The 21843-nt window shown below is 39.2% G+C and carries 26 protein-coding genes; 4 read left to right on the top strand and 22 right to left on the bottom strand.

What is annotated here, in order from left to right:
• Positions 1–148: 148 nt before the first annotated feature.
• The 3 genes from panD to panB are packed head-to-tail and all read right to left on the bottom strand — an operon-like array spanning position 149 to position 2225.
• Positions 149–532, bottom strand: a complete 384-nt coding sequence (gene panD, locus AO843_RS04000) for an aspartate 1-decarboxylase (RefSeq protein ID WP_054609862.1) — start codon at positions 530–532, stop codon at positions 149–151.
• 2 nt (positions 533–534) lie between these two features.
• Positions 535–1389, bottom strand: coding sequence for a pantoate--beta-alanine ligase (panC, locus tag AO843_RS03995; protein ID WP_054609861.1), 855 nt, complete (start codon positions 1387–1389; stop codon positions 535–537).
• Positions 1386–2225 (bottom strand): 3-methyl-2-oxobutanoate hydroxymethyltransferase, encoded by an 840-nt coding sequence (panB, locus tag AO843_RS03990; RefSeq protein WP_054609860.1) that lies wholly within the window; start codon positions 2223–2225, stop codon positions 1386–1388. Before panB ends, panC begins: the two co-directional genes overlap by 4 nt.
• Before the next feature lie 423 nt (positions 2226–2648).
• On the opposite strand from panB, the gene AO843_RS03985 reads away from it, so the two are divergent.
• The 3 genes from AO843_RS03985 to AO843_RS03975 are packed head-to-tail and all read left to right on the top strand — an operon-like array spanning position 2649 to position 4401.
• Complete coding sequence (locus tag AO843_RS03985) at positions 2649–2969, top strand: PadR family transcriptional regulator (protein WP_054609859.1); 321 nt, start codon at positions 2649–2651, stop codon at positions 2967–2969.
• Positions 2962–3564 (top strand): DUF1700 domain-containing protein, encoded by a 603-nt coding sequence (locus tag AO843_RS03980; protein ID WP_054609858.1) that lies wholly within the window; start codon positions 2962–2964, stop codon positions 3562–3564. Before AO843_RS03985 ends, AO843_RS03980 begins: the two co-directional genes overlap by 8 nt.
• A complete protein-coding gene (locus AO843_RS03975; protein ID WP_054609857.1) occupies positions 3565–4401 on the top strand; it encodes a DUF4097 family beta strand repeat-containing protein in 837 nt (278 codons plus the stop codon).
• A 52-nt stretch (positions 4402–4453) separates the two neighbouring features.
• Here the strand turns inward: AO843_RS03975 and AO843_RS03970 are convergent, their stop codons facing one another.
• From AO843_RS03970 to AO843_RS03945, 6 genes are all read right to left on the bottom strand, one after another.
• Positions 4454–5437 (bottom strand): biotin--[acetyl-CoA-carboxylase] ligase, encoded by a 984-nt coding sequence (locus tag AO843_RS03970; protein ID WP_054609856.1) that lies wholly within the window; start codon positions 5435–5437, stop codon positions 4454–4456.
• Positions 5438–5598: 161 nt separating this feature from the next.
• On the bottom strand, positions 5599–6777 hold the full coding sequence (locus tag AO843_RS03965; protein ID WP_054609855.1) for a CCA tRNA nucleotidyltransferase: 1179 nt from the start codon (positions 6775–6777) through the stop codon (positions 5599–5601).
• Positions 6764–7909 carry an N-acetyl-alpha-D-glucosaminyl L-malate synthase BshA gene (bshA, locus tag AO843_RS03960; RefSeq protein WP_054609854.1) on the bottom strand — a complete coding sequence of 382 codons (1146 nt, stop codon included), beginning with the start codon at positions 7907–7909 and terminating at the stop codon, positions 6764–6766. Before bshA ends, AO843_RS03965 begins: the two co-directional genes overlap by 14 nt.
• A 30-nt stretch (positions 7910–7939) precedes the next feature.
• Complete coding sequence (gene mgsA, locus AO843_RS03955; protein WP_054609853.1) at positions 7940–8347, bottom strand: methylglyoxal synthase; 408 nt, start codon at positions 8345–8347, stop codon at positions 7940–7942.
• A 19-nt stretch (positions 8348–8366) separates the two neighbouring features.
• Positions 8367–9164 carry a 4-hydroxy-tetrahydrodipicolinate reductase gene (dapB, locus tag AO843_RS03950; protein ID WP_054609852.1) on the bottom strand — a complete coding sequence of 266 codons (798 nt, stop codon included), beginning with the start codon at positions 9162–9164 and terminating at the stop codon, positions 8367–8369.
• Positions 9164–9499 carry a nucleotide pyrophosphohydrolase gene (locus AO843_RS03945; protein WP_054609851.1) on the bottom strand — a complete coding sequence of 112 codons (336 nt, stop codon included), beginning with the start codon at positions 9497–9499 and terminating at the stop codon, positions 9164–9166. The genes dapB and AO843_RS03945 overlap by 1 nt, the downstream gene beginning before the upstream one ends.
• Positions 9500–9614: 115 nt before the next feature.
• On the opposite strand from AO843_RS03945, the gene AO843_RS03940 reads away from it, so the two are divergent.
• The gene (locus AO843_RS03940) at positions 9615–10484 is read left to right on the top strand and encodes a YitT family protein (RefSeq protein WP_054609850.1); all 870 of its coding nucleotides are present in this window, start codon (positions 9615–9617) and stop codon (positions 10482–10484) included.
• A gap of 54 nt (positions 10485–10538) precedes the next feature.
• On the opposite strand, the gene AO843_RS03935 is transcribed toward AO843_RS03940, so the two are convergent.
• The 13 genes from AO843_RS03935 to aroB all read right to left on the bottom strand — a co-directional run bounded on the left by AO843_RS03935 (position 10539) and on the right by aroB (position 21840).
• Positions 10539–11213 carry a zinc metallopeptidase gene (locus tag AO843_RS03935; protein ID WP_054609877.1) on the bottom strand — a complete coding sequence of 225 codons (675 nt, stop codon included), beginning with the start codon at positions 11211–11213 and terminating at the stop codon, positions 10539–10541.
• Positions 11214–11274: 61 nt separating this feature from the next.
• The gene (locus AO843_RS03930; RefSeq protein ID WP_054609849.1) at positions 11275–11871 is read right to left on the bottom strand and encodes a lipoprotein heptaprenylglyceryl N-acetyltransferase LhaT; all 597 of its coding nucleotides are present in this window, start codon (positions 11869–11871) and stop codon (positions 11275–11277) included.
• A 256-nt stretch (positions 11872–12127) separates the two neighbouring features.
• Entirely contained in the window at positions 12128–12901 is a 774-nt protein-coding gene (locus AO843_RS03925) for a menaquinol-cytochrome c reductase cytochrome b/c subunit (RefSeq protein ID WP_054609848.1), read from the bottom strand.
• Between the two features lie 41 nt (positions 12902–12942).
• Entirely contained in the window at positions 12943–13617 is a 675-nt protein-coding gene (qcrB, locus tag AO843_RS03920; protein ID WP_054609847.1) for a menaquinol-cytochrome c reductase cytochrome b subunit, read from the bottom strand.
• Positions 13618–13636: 19 nt separating this feature from the next.
• Positions 13637–14143, bottom strand: coding sequence for a QcrA and Rieske domain-containing protein (locus tag AO843_RS03915; RefSeq protein WP_054609846.1), 507 nt, complete (start codon positions 14141–14143; stop codon positions 13637–13639).
• Positions 14144–14297: 154 nt separating this feature from the next.
• Entirely contained in the window at positions 14298–14747 is a 450-nt protein-coding gene (locus AO843_RS03910; protein WP_054609845.1) for a DUF2487 family protein, read from the bottom strand.
• A gap of 140 nt (positions 14748–14887) precedes the next feature.
• Positions 14888–15445 (bottom strand): ReoY family proteolytic degradation factor, encoded by a 558-nt coding sequence (locus AO843_RS03905; RefSeq protein ID WP_008181956.1) that lies wholly within the window; start codon positions 15443–15445, stop codon positions 14888–14890.
• Between the two features lie 14 nt (positions 15446–15459).
• On the bottom strand, positions 15460–16728 hold the full coding sequence (locus AO843_RS03900; protein WP_082389382.1) for a tetratricopeptide repeat protein: 1269 nt from the start codon (positions 16726–16728) through the stop codon (positions 15460–15462).
• A gap of 96 nt (positions 16729–16824) precedes the next feature.
• Positions 16825–18111, bottom strand: coding sequence for a 3-phosphoshikimate 1-carboxyvinyltransferase (aroA, locus tag AO843_RS03895; RefSeq protein ID WP_054609844.1), 1287 nt, complete (start codon positions 18109–18111; stop codon positions 16825–16827).
• A gap of 59 nt (positions 18112–18170) precedes the next feature.
• On the bottom strand, positions 18171–19268 hold the full coding sequence (locus tag AO843_RS03890; protein ID WP_054609843.1) for a prephenate dehydrogenase: 1098 nt from the start codon (positions 19266–19268) through the stop codon (positions 18171–18173).
• Positions 19265–20365, bottom strand: coding sequence for a histidinol-phosphate transaminase (hisC, locus tag AO843_RS03885; protein ID WP_054609842.1), 1101 nt, complete (start codon positions 20363–20365; stop codon positions 19265–19267). Before hisC ends, AO843_RS03890 begins: the two co-directional genes overlap by 4 nt.
• Before the next feature lie 18 nt (positions 20366–20383).
• On the bottom strand, positions 20384–20752 hold the full coding sequence (gene aroH, locus AO843_RS03880) for a chorismate mutase (RefSeq protein WP_054609841.1): 369 nt from the start codon (positions 20750–20752) through the stop codon (positions 20384–20386).
• Positions 20749–21840: a 3-dehydroquinate synthase gene (gene aroB / locus AO843_RS03875; protein WP_054609840.1), complete on the bottom strand. Its 1092-nt coding sequence runs from the start codon at positions 21838–21840 to the stop codon at positions 20749–20751. The genes aroH and aroB overlap by 4 nt, the downstream gene beginning before the upstream one ends.
• Between the last annotated feature and the right edge of the window lie 3 nt (positions 21841–21843).

Genomic DNA, 21843 nt, shown 5'->3' with positions numbered 1-21843 from the left:
AGTTACTTTTGTAACATATTCAATCACAAAAAAAGGAGGATTGGCTATTTAGCTACAATAAATGAGCTATGCCATCCTCCTATTAGATATCGACTTCCAACTGTTTTACCCTTGTTTGTTTCTGGAATAATGGTAAAATGTTCTCCTATTACATCACTGTTGCTTCTGGTTCATGGGCAATCATTTCTTTAATTGTATTGCCCTCACCCATAATGGCAACAGTCGGTTTATGCTCTTTTGCCTCGTGATTATCCACATACACATAAGAAATAATAATGACAATATCACCACGTTGTACGAGTCGTGCTGCCGCTCCATTGACACAGATCACGCCTGAACCACGCTCACCTGCAATAATATACGTTTCAAAACGAGCGCCATTATTATTATTGACAACATGTACCTTTTCATTTGGCAGCATACCTACTGCATCTAAAATATCCTCATCAATTGTTATCGAGCCAACATAATTTAGGTCCGCCTGAGTCACTGTTGCACGGTGGATTTTACTATTCATCATCATACGTAACATATTTATAGTCCCTCTTTCACAGTAAAGATACAATTATCAATTAAGCGTGTTTGCCCAATATATACCGCTGCTGCTAACAATATTTGTTGTGTCGTTTCAGTCACTGGTATTAAATCTGGATAAGCTAATAATTCAATATAGTCAATTCGGCCATGAGTTCGTGCTTGAATATGAGCTTTTGCTTTTGTTAATGCTTGTGCAGCATCTCCATTCGTTAAAAAACAATCCCTAGCTAATTGAAGTGCTTCATTGATTGCAGGACCCTCTTCCCGCTCTGATTCATTTAAATAAATATTGCGTGATGATTTCGCTAAACCATCTTCCTCACGCACAATGGGTACTACCCGCATTTCTAAAGGAAAATTAAAATCACGCACCATTGTTGTAATAATGGCAACTTGCTGGGCATCTTTTTGACCAAAATATGCTCTAGTTGGTAGTGTCAGGTGGAATAATTTTGCTACAACCTGTAATACACCATCAAAATGACCTGGACGACTCGCTCCACAAAGGATCGTCGCCTGTTCACCCGCATGAATACGAATTCCACCATTCTGTGGATACATGTCTTCAACACTTGGTGCGAATATAAGATCTACACCGACAGACTCTGCCAATGCAATATCTCTTGGCAAATCACGAGGATAGCTTTCAAAATCTTCATTTGGCCCAAATTGTGTAGGGTTGACGAATATACTCATGACAACTAAATCATTTTCTCCTCGAGCTGTTTGAGCCAATGTTAAATGACCTTCATGCAAATATCCCATAGTCGGAACAAGACCAATGGTTTTATGAGCTTGTTTAGCTGCCTGAATTTCGGCTGTTAATGCTTGTATTGTTGTGACGACCTTCATGATTTGACGCCCCCATATAGCTGATCTAATGTATCCTCTTTCATTGTGAAGAAATGCTTTTGTGCAGGGAAAGTACCCGCTTTTACCGCATCCACGTAACGAATCATTCCACTACTTGCCTCTTTACCCATATCCGCAAATTGTTGAACAAACTTTGGCACATGGTGTGAGCCATAGCTTAACATGTCATGATAGACCAACACTTGGCCATCCGCCTCGACACCTGCTCCAATACCAATGGTTGGAATAGTAAGGTTAGCTGACACTATTTCTGTTAGCTGATGTGGTATACATTCTAACACGACCGCACAAGCACCAGCCTTTTCACATTGTTTTGCATCTTCAATAAGAGTCGTAGCCTGTTCAGCTGTTTTCCCCTGTACCTTATAACCACCAAGCACCCCTGCCGATTGTGGCAGTAAGCCTAAATGAGCAACAACTGGAATACCTGCAGCTGTTAACTTTTGAATGACTGGAATCACATCGCCAGCACCTTCCACTTTTAAAGCATCGGCACCTGTTTCTTGCATCATGTAAATCGCCGTTTTCAATGTTTCATTGACATCACCATGATAGGTACCAAATGGCATATCCACCACAACAAAAGTATCCTTCGCCCCGCGTCGCGTTGCTTTTGCATGATGGACCATGTCTGCTACAGTCACTGGCATTGTAGAATCATAGCCAAGTACCACCATTCCAAGCGAATCCCCTACTAGGATCATGTCCACACCAGCATCCTCTGCAAATCTAGCGGCTGGATAATCGTAGGCAGTCACCATAACGATTTTCTCACCTGCTTCTTTCATCTTTAAAAAATCTGTTGTCGTTTTCATTTTGTAGTCCTCCTTTTTTAAGGGAAGAAAACAGAAAAACCCCTCTGTTCCTAAAATGGACAGAAGGGTGTGTTTCGTTCGTTAGCAAAAAGCCTCTTTACATAGCTCGACAAGAGGTACTAGCTTCACTATGAAAGTAAGCTATTTTTTGAACGCATTGTTTTCTTCCGTCCCTGTCATAAAAGATCAAGGCAGATATTAGTTGTATGAGATCCTGCATTTTTGAAGGTGCCGTTCACAATGGATACTGCCCTTCAGCACATACTATAACAATAAACCTAGTAATCTTCAAATATTATTTTCTTATAATAAAAACTTTCATTTATATAATTTGACAATTAATGCTATACGTCATATACTATCCGCATACTATATATCATATAATATAAAATGAAGTATAAGTAATGAATGTGAGGTGGGAAGATGACATTTCAGCTTGGCTCAGCTTTACTGGATGCTTGTGTACTGGCCATCGTTGACAAAGAGGACGCATATGGTTATTCCTTAACCCAGCAAGTACAATTAGTCATGGATATATCAGAATCTACACTGTACCCTGTATTACGCCGCTTACAAAAAGCGAATTACTTAACAACCTACGATCAGCCCTATCAAGGTAGAAATAGACGCTATTATCAAATTACAGAGCATGGACGTATACGCTTATTAGAGCTTTTAAAAGAATGGCAAGTGTATAAGGAAAAGGTTGATTGTGTACTTTTAGGAGGGATTATAGATGGATAGTGCTAGCTATTTGAAAAAGCTACGAGGGAAATTACGGCGCCTTCCTGCGCATGAGTTAGACGCTGCTCTTGCCTATTATGAAGAATACTTTGAGGAAGCAGGAGAGAATAATGAGCAACAGGTTATTTCAGAACTAGGCTCCCCTTCTCATGTTGCCTCACAAATATTGGCTGATTTTGCCTTGAAGGATTTAGAAAATGCTTCAGAGAAAACGGCTAAAAAGAATATGACAGCCATATGGCTCATTATTCTAGCTATACTTTCTGCACCACTTTCTTTACCACTACTTGCAACAGCTATCGCACTTATTTTTTCATTTGGTGCTGTCATTATTAGTTTAATATTTGCCATTGGAGCAGGCATTTTAAGTATTTTTGTTGGTGGGATTGCCGCCCTTATTTCAGGCTTCTTCATTTTTAATGAGCATTGGCCTACCGCTTTATTGTTTATGGGAGTTGGCTTTATTTTTACGGGATTAGGTGTCTTACTTTTTCCTTTCGTTGCCCGTTTTATCAAGAAAACCGTCCTTGTCTCTATTGAAACATTGGGCAGCTTATTCCATAAAATAACGAAAAAACAGAAAGGAGGCTTGTAAATGACCTCCAAAAATACGCTTATTGCCATGACCATGATTGCGTTAGGTATTTTACTAGCATTAGTCGGTTATTTTTCAGGTGGTCGATGGCTATTTATCAAAGACGATGATGGCCTTCACGTGCCAGGTAGCAATAAATTAGTTAGTGAATCGCATAACCTAGATAAGTTTACTAATATTAATATTGTAAATGATTATGGGGATATCGTCATTGTCGCAAGCGATGACAAATATAAATTAGAAACCAATGTACTCGAACAGCAAGACGTCTCGTACCATGTTGAAGATGGAACTTTACGGATTGAAACAAAGGCGAAGAAAAAGAACAGTTTTCAATTTGGTCTTGCAAGCTTTTCTTCTCCATCTATCAAACTCTATGTTCCAACAGATACTAAACTAGAGACAATCGTGATCGATAGTGAATTTGGGGATACATCACTTAGTGGGTTGCATTATCAACAGCTAACTCTTATACAAAATTATGGAGATATAACCTTCAACGACATAACTGGTGAGAAAACCGAGATTACACAGGATTTTGGTGATTTAACGTTCAAGCAATACGCTAGTAATGGTGTCAACATCGAAAGCCAACATGGTGATATTGATATTGTGGGAACTTTAAACGGTTCCTCAACCATCACATCTAGCTTTGGTGATGCAACGTTTCACTTACAAAACAATCAAAGTGATCTTGGTTATGAAGTAAAAACAAGTTTTGGCGATATAACAATTAATGGCACAGAACAAAGTGGTACAGTCACTCAACGTTACAATGGTGATCACCAGTTGAACATTTCTTTATCGCATGGTGATGTAGATGTATCACTCAAATAATAATAATTGAAGTCATCAAATAAGCTGCAGGCTCATACCCTGCAGCTTATTTTTATAGTATTTTGATATCTCCTGCATAAATAGTACGAACTGATCCATCATCCTGGGTAAGCTGTAGCACGCCATCATCTGTAATTCCACTAGCAATTCCTTCAAAGCGTTCTCGTATTGTCGTCACCTCAATAAGTTGACCAATCGTACAAGACATTTGTTCCCATAGGGTTTTGATACTTGCAAATCCCTCTTCGACATATAACTCTGTAAATTGCTCTAAATACTGTAAAATTAAAGCTACAAGTGCGGCACGATTAATTTCTTCTCCAGCTTCTAATCGTAATGAAGTAGCAATATCCGCAATATCAGGTGAAAATTCAGAAGCCTCCTGGTTAGCATTTATTCCAATGCCAACTAGTAATGCCTGTACCAGATCTGCTTCTGCCTGCATCTCCGTTAAAATACCCGTGCATTTTTTGCCGTTAACTAGTAAATCATTCGGCCATTTAATAGCTGGTTCTACATCTTTATAAAGCGTTTTAATGGCCATTGTGACAGCCACTGCCACGACAAGTGTATAGGATGATGCCTGTTGAGGAGTGACATCTGGTCGAACGATAATCGTCATCCATATACCAGTACCATGAACAGACTCCCATGGACGAGCCATCCGACCACGACCTGCTGTTTGCTCCTCAGCTATAATGATCGTGCCGTGTGGCGCCCCCTCCTGTGCAAGTTTATGGGCAACCGTCTGTGTTGAATCTACGATATCAAAATAATGAATTTCCCTTCCAAAATGCTCTGTTTTTAAAAAAAGCTCAATTTGTGCAGGACTTAAACTATTTGGTACTCCTGTTAATACATATCCTTTTTTCTTAATCGTTTCAAATGTGTAGCCCTCTTCCTGTAACGTCTGCATATGCTTCCAGACAGCCGTCCTTGAGACACCAAGAGAATCCGCTAATTCTTGACCTGAAACCGCTTCACCATCGGCAGCAAGTATTCTTTTTAAAATTGCATCTTTCATGGAAATTGTCATGTTCACATCATTCCTTTTGTAAACTCACTTTTTTATGTAACTATTTTTCTTAATCATACTGTAAATTAAACGAAATGACCACCAGCGATAGAGATGACAAGCCGTCCCATACTATTCTGGGACGGCTTGAAGGAAAATATATGTGGAGGAAGAAAGGAGGCTCAAGCTTCATGGAAGTAGTTGTGATCGAGCCAGTTTCTTATCTGTTGTTGGTCATTTTCAAGTTCATTATGAAGTATGGCTTCCAGCATGTTCTCTAATGCTTCTTTTACCCAAGGTCCTCCCTTTTTACCAGACCATTTAAGTAAATCTGCCCCATTCACCACAACTTCTTGTTTCTGTCGAATCGGTAGCTTGTCCTGTAATGTATGAATGGGCTGGTTAGGTAAACAAGCATCCAGCTGGCGCAGTTTCGCGAAATATAAAGCTGCTTCCAGCTCCTGTTCTGTGTAGGTAAAATAATGTGAATTTGTCCAGCCGCTTTTTAACGCTTCAAACGCTGTCAGCACAGATTTAACAAACGCCATTTCTTTATTAGATAGACGATAACTTCGCAGAACCTCTCGCCAGTTTGCTCCTTGAAGTAAAGCGAAATAGGCCCAGCCTAACTGCTTGTCCTCAGTTCGAAAATTCTGCCAGTGTTCAGCCTGAAAATCACCTGGTAAATACACTGCCAAGCCACTTTCCTCTAATTTCTGTAGCCCCTTAAAGACAGTAGTTCCTAGCCATAGCTTATCTAGCTCTGCTTTGATACGTTCGCTTGCAATAAATGCGATATCTGCTGCTCTATTTTGTATTGCAGTCAACGTATCTTCGGTTATTGTGAAATCAAGCTGTGCTGAAAAACGAATCGCTCGTAACATGCGCAACGCGTCCTCAGCAAAGCGTTTTTGAGCATCGCCAACAGCTCGAATAACCCGAAGTTCTATGTCTTGACGACCACCGTAAAAATCTACAAAAGAGCCATCATGGCGCATAGCGATAGCATTCATTGTAAAATCACGACGTTGTAAATCATCTTGTAGAGAGCGAACAAACTGTACTTTTTCTGGTCTTCGATGATCTGTATATTCCCCATCTGTGCGATAAGTCGTTACCTCAACAGGTCCAGCTGGTACGATAACGAGTACCGTCCCATGCTGAATCCCAATATCTACTGTCCGTTGAAATACTGATTTTACTTCTTCAGGCAGCGCGTTTGTCGCAACATCAACATCATGTGCAGGACGATCAAGTAAAGCATCTCTAACAGCTCCACCTACAATAACTGCCTCAAAGCCTGCATGTTCTAATTGTTTAATGACTGAATAGGCTGCCTGCCATTCTTTATTGTTTTGCATGATTTCTTTCCGCTACCTTCTCGTACAGTTTTTCGTATTGTTCTACAATTTTGGATGAGTGGAATTTGTCACTGACAGCATGAATGGCCGCCTCTCTGAAACGCAGTAATTTCTCCTCATCTTGCAATAACTGAACAGCATACTCAGCTACTGTATCTGTATCTCCTAATTCCACAATAAAGCCATCCACACCATGTTCAATGACTTCCGGGATACCCCCTACATTTGTTCCAATACAAGGTACTCCACAAGCCATTGCCTCTAATAAAACCAGTCCAAACGATTCCTGCTGAGAAAGTAACAGTTTTAGATCACTAATTGCATATAGTTCAGCTAAATTTTCTTGTTTTCCTAAAAATAGAACATCCTTCATATATGGACTTTCCTTTACTTGGTCCATTACACGATGCTTTTCTGGCCCGTCGCCTACTAATAAAAGCTTCGCCTTCATATTGGCACGAATTTTCTTAAAGGCGTCAATTATATGCGGAAGATTCTTGATTTTACGGAAGTTAGAAACATGAATGATGACTTTTTCATCTTCTTGTATACCAAATTGCTCTTTTAAGTTCCCAGAATTTCGAGGGAAGTACTCACGTTCATCCACAAAATTATAAATCGTTTCAATTGGCTTTACTGTATCAATTAATTCATAGGTTTGTTCTTTTAATGCGTGTGACACGGTTGTCACAATATCAGATTTATCAATCCCATACTTAATGGCTTGTGAAAGCGTAGAATCTTGCCCAAGCACCGAAATATCTGTGCCATGAAGTGTTGTGACGATGCCAATATCTCGACCACTCATTTCACGCGCTAACACTGCACATACTGCATGTGGAATTGCGTAATGCACATGCAACACATCCAACTCTTCATCCTTGATGACGTCTGCCATTTTACTCGCTAATGCAATATCGTATGGTGAATATTGAAACACTGAATAATTATTAACTTCGACTTCATGGAAAAAGACGGTTGGATAAATTTTATTCAATCGAAATGGTACGCTTGAGGTAATGAAATGAATTTCATGGCCTCTTTCTGCAAGCATTTTGCCTAATTCTGTTGCAATAACACCAGAGCCTCCAACTGTTGGATAACAGGTAATGCCGATTTTTAGCTTTTTCATTCGATGATCATCCTTTCTAAATCACGTCTTTTAATAGTTGCGTCTTTCTTGTATCAGTCTCCAATCCACAAAGCCTTCTTGCAGGCCTTTTAATAATATTTCTGCTGTCCCCATATTTGTTGCCAGTGGCACTTGGTAAACATCACAAAGACGGATAAGTGCAGAAACATCTGGCTCATGTGGCTGTGCTGTTAATGGATCGCGGAAAAAAATAACCATATCCATATCATTGTTGGCAATCATTGCCCCAATTTGTTGGTCGCCACCAAGTGGACCTGAACGAAAACGCGTTACCTCTAAACCAGTGGCTTCAATTACACGCTGTCCCGTTGTACCGGTAGCATAAAGTGAATGTTCAAGTAAAATATCTTTGTAAGCAATAGCAAACTGTACTAAATTATCTTTTTTACGATCATGTGCAATCAATGCGATTTTCATATAGCTTCCATCCCAATCTTTAGATGATGTTTTCTAAACCATAAACAAGCTGATCCATTTTCATAACCTCTTCTACACAAAAGGCAATGCCTGACATAAAAGAATTACGATTTAACGAATCATGGCGAATCGTTAAGAGCTGCCCATCACCACCAAATAATACTTGCTGGTGTGCCACTAAACCAGGTAAGCGTACGGAGTGAACGCGCATACCATCAAAATCTCCACCTCTTGCACCTTTAATGGTTTCTTTTTCTTCTGGATGCCCCTGAATCTTTTGCGCACGTACCTCTTGAATTAATTGGGCCGTTTTCACTGCTGTTCCAGATGGTGCATCAAGTTTTTGATCATGATGCATTTCAATAATTTCTACATCTGGTAAGTATTTGGCCGCTTCTTTCGCAAATTTCATCATCAGGATAGCGCCAATCGCAAAGTTGGGTGCAATAATGCAGCCTAACTCTTTTTCTTTAGCAATTGTTGATAATTCTTCTAGTTGTGCATCTGTAAATCCGGTTGTACCAATTACAGGTCGTACATTTAAATTCAATGCTTCTTTAGTATGATTGTATACAGCATGTGGGTTCGTTAAATCCACTAGTACATCTGGGGCAGTTGCTTCTACAAGATCATGCATTTCCGTAAATACAGGTACCTTATAGCTCGCTGGAAACATGTCTAAATCAGCTAATGTTTTTCCTACTTCCTTATAATCTAGTACAGCTACTAATTCCATTTTGTCATGTTTCATGACCGTATGTACAGCCTCAGCCCCCATCTTTCCTCTTGCTCCTGCAATGGCTACACGAATCGACATCATTCTTCATCCTTTCTAGTCCAACGATCCTTATCCCTAGTTTCAAATTTATGTATGACCCTTAATAGAGCTTCATCTAATTTAATGCCTTGAGCATTGGCAAAGCATACTAAAACAAAGAAAAAGTCCCCTAGTTCTTCTTCAATACTGTTTGCTTCTTCTGTATTCTTTTTCTTTTTTTGCCCATATACATCCTGAACCTCACGGGACAGCTCGCCTAATTCCTCTGTTAAACGGGCCAGCAGTTCGAATGGCGGGAAATAGCCTTCTTTAAATTGTCCTATATAATTATCAACACGCTGTTGTAATGCTTCCATAGTTAGTTGATCTGCCATTTTAATCACACTCCTATTTACCATCCTATAAAATTTACACCGTTGTTGTCAAAACCAATAAAATGTCAGATAATAGATAACGTTACTTCATTTGTTTAGAACTACAGGAGGTCAAATGTTAAAACAGATTAAAATTCGTAATATTATCGCAATAATGCTCGGAGCAGCAATTTTTAGCTTCGGCTTTGTTCACTTCAACATTCAAAATCAGCTGGGTGAAGGTGGACTTAGTGGAATTACACTCATACTATACTTTACATTAGGATGGGACCCCGCCTTAATGAACCTATTATTAAATATTCCCATGTTTATAATTGGTTATCGATTACTTGGAAAGAAATCGTTTGTCTATACACTTGTCGGCACTTTATCTGTTTCTCTTTTTCTAAAGATTTTCCAGAAATACCAATTTACAATTCATTTAGAAGATGACATGTTACTTGTTGCCCTTTTCGCTGGTGTTTTCGTCGGACTCGGACTAGGTATTGTCTTTCGCTTTGGCGGCACTACAGGTGGTGTCGATATTTTGGCGCGACTTGGGCATAAATATTTTGGTTGGAGTATGGGTAAAACCATGTTTGTCTTCGACGCCATTGTTATAATCCTTTCATGGCTAACATTCTTAGATGCTCGTTCCATGATGTACACATTAGTCGCTGTGTTTGTTGGTGCTCGTGTCATTGACTTTGTACAGGAAGGTGCCTATGCAGCCCGTGGTGCACTCATTATATCCGAGAAATCAGGTGTCATTGCGGAAACAATCGCCCTACGAATGGAGCGAGGAATCACGATTTTAGAAGGTCATGGTCATTTTACTAAACAGCCTAAGGAAGTTATTTATTGTGTTATAGGCCGCAATGAAGTTGTACGTTTAAAATCCATTGTTCATGAAGTCGATCCGCACGCTTTCGTTTCTATTATAGAAGTACGCGATGTGGCAGGAGAAGGCTTCACCCTTGATGATCAAAAACAGCCGCTTCATTAATCGTTCGAAGATAAAAAACTTGTTATAGTGGTGTACACCATAACAAGTTTTTTCTTAGTCATCGCTGCGCATATTGGTAAAAATTAAAATTAAACGTAATAACTCAAGTACAGCCACTGCCGCCGCTGCTACATATGTTAATGCTGCAGCACTTAATACTTTTCGAGCTGGTCGTTCTTCTTCATTTGTGATAATTCCAAGCGTATTCATTTGAACTAAAGCTCGCTTTGAAGCATCAAACTCCACAGGAAGTGTCACTAATTGGAAAACAACACCTGCTGCTAATAATATGATACCTAACAGCAAGAAATTCGTACTACTTGCAAAAATACCAATCATTACGAAAATCCAAGACGCATTAGAAGAAATATTTGCCACTGGGACTAGCTTACTACGTAATGTAAGCATAGAATAAGCTTCTTTATGTTGGATGGCGTGACCTACCTCATGGGCAGCTACCGCAGCACCTGCAACACTCGCTTCATAAAAGTTACTTTCTGATAAAGCAACTGTTTTGGTTGCCGGATTATAATGATCAGACAACACACCTTGTGTTGGCACAACTCGTACATCATATAAGCCGTTCGCATCTAAAATCGCACGCGCTACCTCTGCACCTGTTTGGCCTTTCATTGTACGTTGTTTCGCAAACTTATTATACGTGCCTTTTACTTTCATTTGTGCATAAAGTGGCAGCAGCATAATAATAATAAAATAAACAATATACATGCTTGTTGACAATATTCTAAACCCCTTTCTACCTCGATACTATAATTCTATAATTTATACCCTAATTCGGCAAATATTTGCGCCACCTAATTGAGAAAATCGCAAGGAGAATACATGCAATTGATAACCAAAATGTAAAGTAGCCAATATAGCTTGTGTACTTGACTAAATCCCCATACATAGGCATTTGACCAAACACATAGTCAATGACATCATTATGTAACGTCCAGACAGCCGCTATGACCACATGCCAATAAGTGAATACATATTTCTTCATATATAATATAGCTTGAACTGCCATTGCAAAATGTGAACCTACTAACATCCAGCCTTGCCAACCTATCGATCCTGTTTCAACTAATGTCCAAATATTCATGACATCTGCCCATAGGCCATATTTCACCAAAGTAACCAGCGCTAAAACTTCCATAAGCGGCCAACTTTTCCCAAAAATCCAAGCAATTAACACAAAGCAAAAGAATAAGCTAGCTGTCGGACTATCAGGAACAAAAATATAAAATATAGGCTTTGTTATTGCAAGCTGCCACCCATACCAATAATAGCCATAAACTGTGCCTAATAGATTAATAATAAGTAGCGCTATTAAGAATGACTTGTGGTTAAGAAGATACCAAAGATTTGCACGTGTTATTTGCATGATTACAACTCCTTGCGCTTTTCTAAAATTCTTTGATTATGTATAGAGATGCTTCTTCTCTCGAGGTGAACGAATTTCTATAACTTCAATATGTGTTAATGGATAGATTTAATTCGCTTTATTAACCCCATTCAAAACTATTTTTCGACATTTTTCGCTAAAATGAATAGGGAAAGGGAACTTTTTCGCTCGGCATTCAGTCACAATATTATAACAAGGTCGAAAAAAAAGAGCCAGTTTCCTGACTCTTTTACTATTACTCTGCTTTTAAACTTTCGATAAATTCAGCAAGTTTTTGAAGATCTTCGTCTGAACCTGTCCATAATCCTGGTGGCATTTTACCACTCTTAGAACCATTATGAGCAATGTCCTTAATCTCGTCAGCAGTTAAACCTGTGTTCATTAGTGTTGGTGCACCAGCTCCACCTTCTAATCCTTCACCGTGACATGTAATACATGCTGAACCAGCGTACAGTTTATAACCTTCTGATTCTTTATCGAATTCAACTGTTTCTACGATTGCACCCATAGCTTTTTGAGCTTCCCAGTCGTGGTTAACAACTGACTCCCAAGTTAGGTAGAACATAGCAGCTAAAGTTAATAACATAAACGCTGTTGGTAATGGACGTTTAGATGGACGACGTTCTGGACCCTTGTCTAAAAATGGCATTAATAATAGCGCTCCAAATGCAAGACCTGGAATTACAATTGCTCCAATTACATTGTATGGACCAGAAGCAAATGAGTATTTTAAAAGTTGATACATGAATAAGAAGTACCAGTCCGGTAGCGGTGTATATGCTCTAGTTGGATCTGCCGGCCCTTCAAGTGGCGACGGGTGAGCGACAGTTAATAATAAGTATCCAATTAAAAATACAGCACCAACCATCCATTCCTTCAGTAAGAAGTTCGGCCAGAAAGCTTCCGTCTTACCTGGATATTCGGAATAATCCTTTGGAACATTCGGCATTCTGTGATTCGCTTTAATACGAGAATCGCCGACAAATTTCATTCCTTTTCCGCGATGCATAGTGTCCCCTCCTTTTAAAGATCATCGAACCGTCAAGACAATTACAACGGTCCTGAAATTCCTTGACGACGAATCATGATAAAGTGTGCTGCAAGTAACCCAAACAATACTGCAGGCAAGAAGAATACATGAATCGCAAAGAATCGAGTTAACGTTTGAGCACCAAGAATTGTAGTGTCACCCGCTAATAATACTTTTATTATCGAACCGATAAACGGAACAGATGCTGCAATTTCGATACCTACTTTAGTAGCGAATAATGCTTTCATATCCCATGGTAATAAGTATCCTGTAAAGCCAAGACCCATCATTACACCAAAAATACCTACACCAACCATCCAGTTTAACTCACGAGGTTTCTTATAAGAACCCGTGAAGAATACACGAAGTGTATGTAAGAACATCATTACGATAACTAATGAAGCTCCCCAGTGGTGCATACCGCGCACGATTTCACCAAACGCTACTTCGTTTTGTAAATAATAAACTGATTTCCAGGCATTCACAACGTCTGGTACATAATACATTGTTAGGAACATACCAGATAGAATTTGAATTACTGTGATGAAGAATGTTAATCCACCGAAGCAGTAAACGAATGCTGAAAAATGATGTGCAGGGTTAACGTGCTCTGGCACTTCGTGGTCGGCAATATCACGCCAAATCGGTGTAATATCTAGGCGTTCATCGACCCAATCATAAATTTTATTTAGCACTGTTGTCGTACCCCCTTACTTATTTAACTAGAGTATTTGCTTTAGCTGGACCAATCATTAAATAGCCATCTTTTTCTTGTACATCAAATTCATCCAACGGACCTAGAGGTGGTGTACCTGCAATGTTTTTTCCGTTTTTCTCGTAACGTCCTGCGTGACATGGACAGAAGAATTGTCCTGGGTGTGCAGAATCTCCATTCCAGTCAACCATACATCCTAAATGCTTACAAACAGGTGATAGAGCAATGATTTGATCCCCATCTTTATAAACCCACGCTACGTTTGTTACATTTGATTTGTACCATGCATCCACTTGTTCAAATGAAAAGTCAACTTTTACTGGCTCTTCTGTGAGATCAGCGATTTTATGCTCAGTCTCTACAAAATCTCCACCATCATGCTTTTGTAACACTGGATCAATTGCAAATCGAAGCATTGGCATTAACATACCTGCCGCCATAAATCCACCAACACCAGTAAGTGTATAACTTAGAAATTGACGACGTGAAACTCGATTATTACTCATTATTTTCCCCCCTCTAACTTAAAGGTCAGTCCAACGGACATACTTTTACAAATAGTAATACTAGGACATATATATGATATATCAAGTCCATAGCTTGGTCAATATAGCATTCTGTGGAAAGCTGGAGAATGTGAACATTTATTGAAACTAATTGTTAAATCTGTGCCCATTTGGTCGAAAGCATCGGAACCACTTGTCGTAATTGATCTTCGAGAATGGATTTTTTCACACTGGCATCCATACTTTCTAACGGAATCGCTGGTAACCAAATAATATTTACTATATCTCCAATATTTGTCCAAGAATGGTCACAAGTAATGAAGAACACATGCTTAAAACCAGCACTATGTAATTGCGTTTCAAATTGCTGTGGTAATTCTTCGTTTTTTAACGAAGTCATATGAGAAAAAGGTGGCATTACTAATAAACGGCCTTTAAACTGTTGTTCTATGAAAGAAGTTAAAGACATTACAAAATCTACTTCTGCGCCACTTTGCTTTATTTTTTCAGAAGATAAATCGATGGATATGAGCGGAACAATCGCAGTATCAATGAAATCCTTCTGTCCCAAAAACGATGTCACATCGTTTGCATTAAAGTACATTCAACAAACCTCCTTTGTCACAAAATAAAAATGCCCTTTTCCACTCTTCAATAGGATACCCAATTAAAAGTGAAAACAATCATTCACTAGTAATGTTACCATATTGAAGTGGGTAAAGGACATTCAATTTTTACCTATGACTAAGGTAAATTAGCCGTTTCCTTTAATGCCTGTAACAAATTAGACAATTCATAAAAACGCTCTTCATCTCCCTGGTCAAGGGCTTCATCAATTTGTGCGAGTAATTTTTCTTCTTGGAATACGAGTAAGCTATTGGAAAGCAGCTCTTCTGCCAGTAAACGATCTTTTTCACTAACTAGCAGTGTCTCTGGCATATAAGGGTTTTCTTCTAGAACTGCTAAGTATTGTGCACTTGGTGGTATATTAGGAAAATTCAATTGTATATACATATCTTCTTGCTCATGTAAGCGTAAATCATGGAAAGACTTCTCAGCGTCTGCGGTCATTACATTGCCTTTATAGAAACGAAAAGGCACACCTGTTGAATCAACTGTTGACATCACCATTGCTCTAGGACAATAGTGAGCTTCTTCCACAAATCGGATTCGTTTTAATAAGTCATCATTACTTAATAAGTAATTTAAAATCCAAACACACTCACGGCGTTTCAATTGATAATTTTTTAAAAACCATCGAACAAATGCTTTTTTATCAACAACTGATACAGAAGCAGTCATACCCACTCCCTCCTTTACTCAAATTCTAAGGTTTCTAACTTCTCTTGCCACTCTGGTTCACCTGGTTGAATAGTAATTAATTGTCCAAGAACCACTTTTGCTTCTGAACGTTTTCCTTCCTCTAATAAAAAATACACATATTTTTCTAAAAATGTTGCGTCTTCCTTAAAATCATTATATGCCAAACTGTAAAATTCGTATGCACGGTCGTACAATTCTAAATTTTCATATGCCTCCGCTGCAAAAGGGTATAACGTGCTCCATTCAAAATCATTTTGCTGTAGAGACTCAAATAATTCAATGACATCCTCATTCCGCTCTTGCTGTCCTAAAACGGAAATAAGTGCTAATATTGCTTCCATATACTCAGGATCTAATGCTATCGCTTCTCGTAAATATTGCTCAGCTTCTACTGGCAAACCATTTTTCAATGCCATTTTCCCAGCAAACAGATAGAGCGATTTATCATATTCATCGCGCTTTAATCCCTCTTGAATCGCCGCATAGGCTTTTTGATTATCCTCTGTCATCGCATAGCTTTCCGCTAGCAATAAGTAAGCTGAGAAGTAATCAGGATCTAACTCTTTCAATTCCTCTAATTGTTTAATAGCCATCTCGTATTTTTGAGATTGGAAAGCTGAATACGCCGCTCCAAATAAAACATCTGGTTTTACCTCATCTTCAAGTGCCTTTAAATAGTAATCAAATGCCGTTTCGTAGGCAGCCCCAGCGCGATAAACCTCTGCCAATCGTTCGACAAGATTAATACCAGCAAATTCGCCTTGTTGCGCATATAATTCTTCATACAACCTTGCGGCTTCTAAAAAGCGACCCGTTTCAAATAAAAGCTCAGCTTTGGCAAAATGCAATAGTGGCTCGTCTGGTAAAATTGCTAGTGCTTCATTTATACGTTTTTCTGCTACTTCAAATAACCCCTGCATTTGATAATAATCTGCTAAAACTACTAATGCTTGAGGATATTCTGGTGAAGTTTCTTCGATTTCAAGCAGTAAATTTAATGCTTCATCTTCATCACCAAGCTCCATTAAAACATTTGCACGATCTATTTTTAACTGTGCCTCTTCTGGAAATAAAAATTGTAAATGCTCCAGTACGCGGTCAGCTTCTTTCATGTACCCATATTGCATAAAAATCTCTGCAAGTGCGTAAATTTCCTCGGGTAACTCCTTCACCAAAAATGATTCTAGTAGCTGATCTATTAATGCTAAGTCCCCTTGTTCAAGTGCTTGCATCATTTCAGTCATCGCATTGTTCACAGTCATTCACCTATTCTTTCTTTAATACCTTTATGCTACAAAACATTTACCACCGAAACAAGAAAAAACTCCCCAAAAGCTTGGAGAGTCCATCTTCAATTGTTACCTTACTGCCTCAATATGTTCAAAGAATGATGGATAAGATACAGCAATACACTGTGCATCATCTAAAGTTACTGTTCCTTCCGTAATTAAAGCAGCCACAGCGCCCATCATCCCAATTCGATGATCACCATATGTTTTGAGACTTGCGCCCTTTAATGGCGTTGGTCCTTCAATAATCATACCATCATCTGTTGCTTCGATGTTAGCACCAAGCTTTTTTAATTCAGCTACAACAGCTGTAATACGGTCAGTTTCTTTTACTTTTAACTCCTCGGCATTTTTAATAACTGTTTGGCCATGTGCCTGTGTAGCAAGTAAAGCAAGGATTGGAATTTCATCAATTAAACGTGGAATCATATCTCCCTCGATTGTTGTACCCGATAAAGTTGATGTTTGGATTTGAATTGTCGCTGTAGGTTCAGCTTGCCTATCACCATTTGACATCACTGTCATGGTTGCGCCCATTTTTTGAAGGACTTCGATAATGCCATCGCGCGTTGGATTAATGCCAACATTCTCTAGTGTTAATTGACTATTTTCACAAATTGCCCCTGCCACTAAGAAAAACGCTGCTGAGGATATATCTCCTGGTACAGAAACGTGCGTTCCACTTAGAGTTTGTCCACCTTCTAATGAAACAACTCCATTTTCTACTTCTACATGGGCACCAAATTGACGTAGCATTCTTTCAGTGTGATCCCTTGACACTTCTGTTTCTCTGACAATCGTTGTTCCCTCAGCACGTAAGCCTGCAAGTAATATAGCAGATTTAACTTGTGCACTAGCTACAGGCATTTTGTAGTCAATGGCCTGTAGTTTCGTTCCTTGAATGGCTAATGGTGTATATTGACCTTCTGCACGTCCCGTAATAAGGGCCCCCATTTGACGCAGTGGATCAATGACACGTCTCATTGGTCGCTTACCAATGGAAGCATCCCCTGTCATGACTGAATGAACAGTGGAGCCAGCTAAAATCCCGAGCATTAAGCGCGTTGTTGTACCAGAGTTACCTGTGTACAACACCTCTGTCGGCTCCTGCCAACTGTTCATCCCTGGGCTCTCTATCTTTACATTCGTTCCTTCTACCTCAATATGCACACCAAGCTTCTGGAAGCAATCAATGGTACTTAAACAATCTTCCCCTAGTAAAAAACCTTCTACTGTCGTTGTCCCAGTAGCAATGGAACCAAACATCACAGAACGGTGAGAGACCGACTTATCGCCTGGAACAGTTAATGATCCCTGTAAAGATGGTTTATTGTATTGTAAAACTTTTTCACTCATTAATTTTTTTCCCTCCAATATGAAGATAGAAAGCGCCGTAATGCCGACGCTTTCTTTTGCTATGAAATATACGTTTCAAAATTGGCACGTTTTTGTATACATGCAGAGGCACGTTCACGGTCATTTTCACTTTGGAAACTAATCACCAAAATACCGAAAACATCCTCTCTTGATTCGACAATTCTTAAGTTCGTAATACTTATCGCTTCATCAGCTAGTAAACCTGTAACCTCAGAAATGACACCTGGATAATCCGGAACATCTACATACAAGTCGAACGGTGTATACATAGCACCTGCGCTAATTGGTAATTCATCTCTCAGTTCTTTGGCAATAGAAAAATAGTCTTCTATATCTCGAGAGGTCCCATTCGTCAGTAATTCTTTAATGCGACTCATTTCTTTTTCCCAGCCTTCTAGCTGAGTGAGTAGCTCATCACGATTTTGTAATGTTATGTCTCGCCATAGAACGGGGTTAGAAGAGGCTATACGCGTGACGTCACGAAAACCACCCGCTGCAAGAGAACGAGTCATCGGGTATTCCCCATTTTCTCCACCTAATTGATGTACAAGGGAAGCCGCAATAACATGTGGAAAATGACTTACCACAGCTGTCATATGATCATGCTCACTTGCAGAAACACTAACAACTTTTGCATGGGTGAATTTTAACAGGCTTTCAAGCTGTGCCATATGAACAATTTCTTCACCCGCAAGTGGTGTAAGCATGTAATATGCATTTTCAAAAAGATGTGCCTTTGCAGCTAACACACCACTTTTGTGAGAACCTGCCATTGGATGTCCACCAATGAACGTTATGCCAAGCTCACGTAATTCACCAGCTTTTTGCATAATTAACTTTTTTGTACTTCCTGTATCTGTTACGATGACTTTATTTTTTAGGGGCCATGATTTTAATTGCTCCATCCATTCCAGTGTTGCATTAACTGGCGTACCGAAGATAATGATATCGACGTCAGCTGCAACTTCTTGTGGATCTGTTACTGTGTCATGCACAATATTTAATGTTTGTGCATGCTCACGCGTTTGAGCATCCATATCATAGCCAATAATCTTTGTATCTGGTGCTTTCTGTAAAGCAAGTGCGATGGAACCACCAATTAATCCTAGCCCAATAACGAGCACATTGCGTGTCATGCAAATACTCCTTGCTCTTTTAATACATTATCAAGTTGATTCAGCAATGCTGTATTTTGGGCTTCAGTGCCGATTGTGACACGAATGAATCCAGGTAATCCTAAAGCATTACCACTGCGCACAATAAAGCCCTTTTTCATAAGCTCTTGGAAAACGACATCACTATCAGCTTTTGTATCAAAGAAAATAAAGTTCGTATCAGATGGGAAGTATTTCAGATTATGTTTATCACAAAATTCAACATATTGCTTTTTACCATTATCATTTGCTTCACGACATGCTTGAATATATTCTTGATCACTAAGCGCGATAGCTGCTACAGCTTGGCTTAAGATCGTATTGTTAAACGGCGCTCTAACCGGATCAAGCTTTGCAATGACTTCTGGTTGCCCAATCGCATAGCCAACTCGGAATGACGCCAGTCCATATGCTTTAGAGAATGTACGTAATAAAAGAACATTTGGATATTGATCGATGATTGGTAGCGTATCCTTATGTTCAGGATGTGTCACGTATTCAATATAAGCTTCATCTAATACCACAAGAACATCATTTGGTACTTTGGCAAGGAAGGCACGTAATGCCGTATCCGAAATTACAACACCTGTAGGATTATTCGGACTACATACCCATACGATAGATGTTCGATCATCAATTGCAGCCGCCATTGCTTCTAAATCATGTGCACCTTCTACACAAGGAATTTTCCGTACTTCAGCACCTTCAATTTCAGCATTATGCCAATATTGAGAAAATGATAGATCAGCCATTATGGTATTTACCCCTGGATACAACAATGCGCGAGTAATAATAGCAATAATATCGTCAGAGCCATTCCCAAACAGAAGCTGTGTCTCTTGAACATCTAGATGATTTGCAACAGCTGTACGCAAATTTTGTGCATAGCCATCTGGATAAAGCGCATGATTCACTGCATTATTTTGTAAATAAGCTGTTACCTTAGGTGAGCACCCAAATGGATTTTCATTAGATGCCAATTTAATAACTTCCTTTAAGCCATATTCACGTTGCACTTCTTCAATTGGTTTTCCTGGCTTGTATGCTTGCATACCGTCCAATTGTTGTTTCCACTTCATCTAAAACATCTCCTCTACTTATTTAGCTTGTGCTAAATCTGGTCTTAATTTCACTGCATCATTGAGATACAGGTGCTTAACATCTTTTTGTGCTACCTCTACATTCGCATGAATTAATACACGAATACACAATGGTAGTGCATTCGGCACATCCATTTCATGTGTACACATAACTGGAACATATTGCCAACCTTCCATCAAGCGTACTGCACGAGCAGGAAATGCCGAGGTAATATCAGGCGTTGTGGAAATAAGAATAGATGCGATATCATCTATTTCTACATCATTTGCTGTCACAACCTCACGCACTAATCTTGCTGTCTCATCCCATACAAGCTCTGGCTTGTCAGATTCAATTGTAATTGCTCCTCTAAGTCCCCGAATCATACAAGCACCTCCGCTAATAACTGTCTATATTCGGCATCTACTTCTTTGCATTCTTCTATATCGATTGCCCGCACAAACGGTTTACCAATTTTCTCTAATAATACGAATTGTAAAATGCCATATTCCGCTTTTTTATCTTTCATTAAATAGCTTGTTAATTGCTCAAATGTATAGTCATTAACAGCCTCAAAAGGATAGCCATTTTTAGCTGCAAATTGTAAAAATGCCTTGGTAAACGGACGATCCAGTTCTCCATAACGTTCACTCAATAATAAGCAATACACAAGACCAATCATTACTGCCTCGCCATGGGCTACTTTGCCATAGCCAGCAGCCGCTTCAATGGCATGTCCATATGTATGGCCCAAGTTTAAAAACTTTCGAACGGATTGCTCTGTTTCGTCTTCTGCCACAATATGTGCTTTGACCTCAATACCTTTCTTTAGCTGCATCGCTAATTCTTGTTGATTAAAATGTATCACTGAATCTGCTGCCATTAATTCCTCTAACCATACTGGATCAGAAATCATCGCATGTTTAATTAACTCGGCTGTCCCTGAACGTATTTCGCGTACAGGTAGCGTTTCAGAGAAAACTGTATCGTAAATAACGCCTTCTGGCTGATAAAATGCCCCAATCATATTCTTTCCTAATGGATGGTTAATAGCTGTTTTACCGCCTACAGCTGAATCATGCGCTAAAATGGTTGTTGGAATTTGAATAAATGGAACCCCTCGCATATAGGTTGCAGCAACAAATCCCGTTAAATCTCCAACAGCTCCACCACCAAAGGCAAAAACAAATGATTTCCGCGAGCATTTTTGCTCTAGTAAAAATGTTTGAGCTGCATAATATTGCTCAAAGGTTTTGCATGCTTCGCCACCAGGTAAAATAAATACCTCAAAATCATATGGGAAATTTGCCTTAAAATATTCTCCCTGAGCCGCCCATACATTGGCATCTGTAAAGACAAACAGCTTATCTGCTTTTTCAAGCTGAGCAGCAAATTTCTGAATGGCTTCAGTGAGAAATTGATAGCCAAGTACAACCTCATAATGATGCGATTTTGTTGCCACTGGTACACGCATAAA

The sequence above is a fragment of the Lysinibacillus sp. ZYM-1 genome (assembly GCF_001308875.1).
In the GTDB taxonomy this organism is placed as follows: Bacteria; Bacillota; Bacilli; order Bacillales_A; family Planococcaceae; genus Lysinibacillus.
The sequence above is the reverse complement of the archived record's forward strand: the minus strand, read 5'-3'. Positions and strand labels throughout refer to the sequence as shown.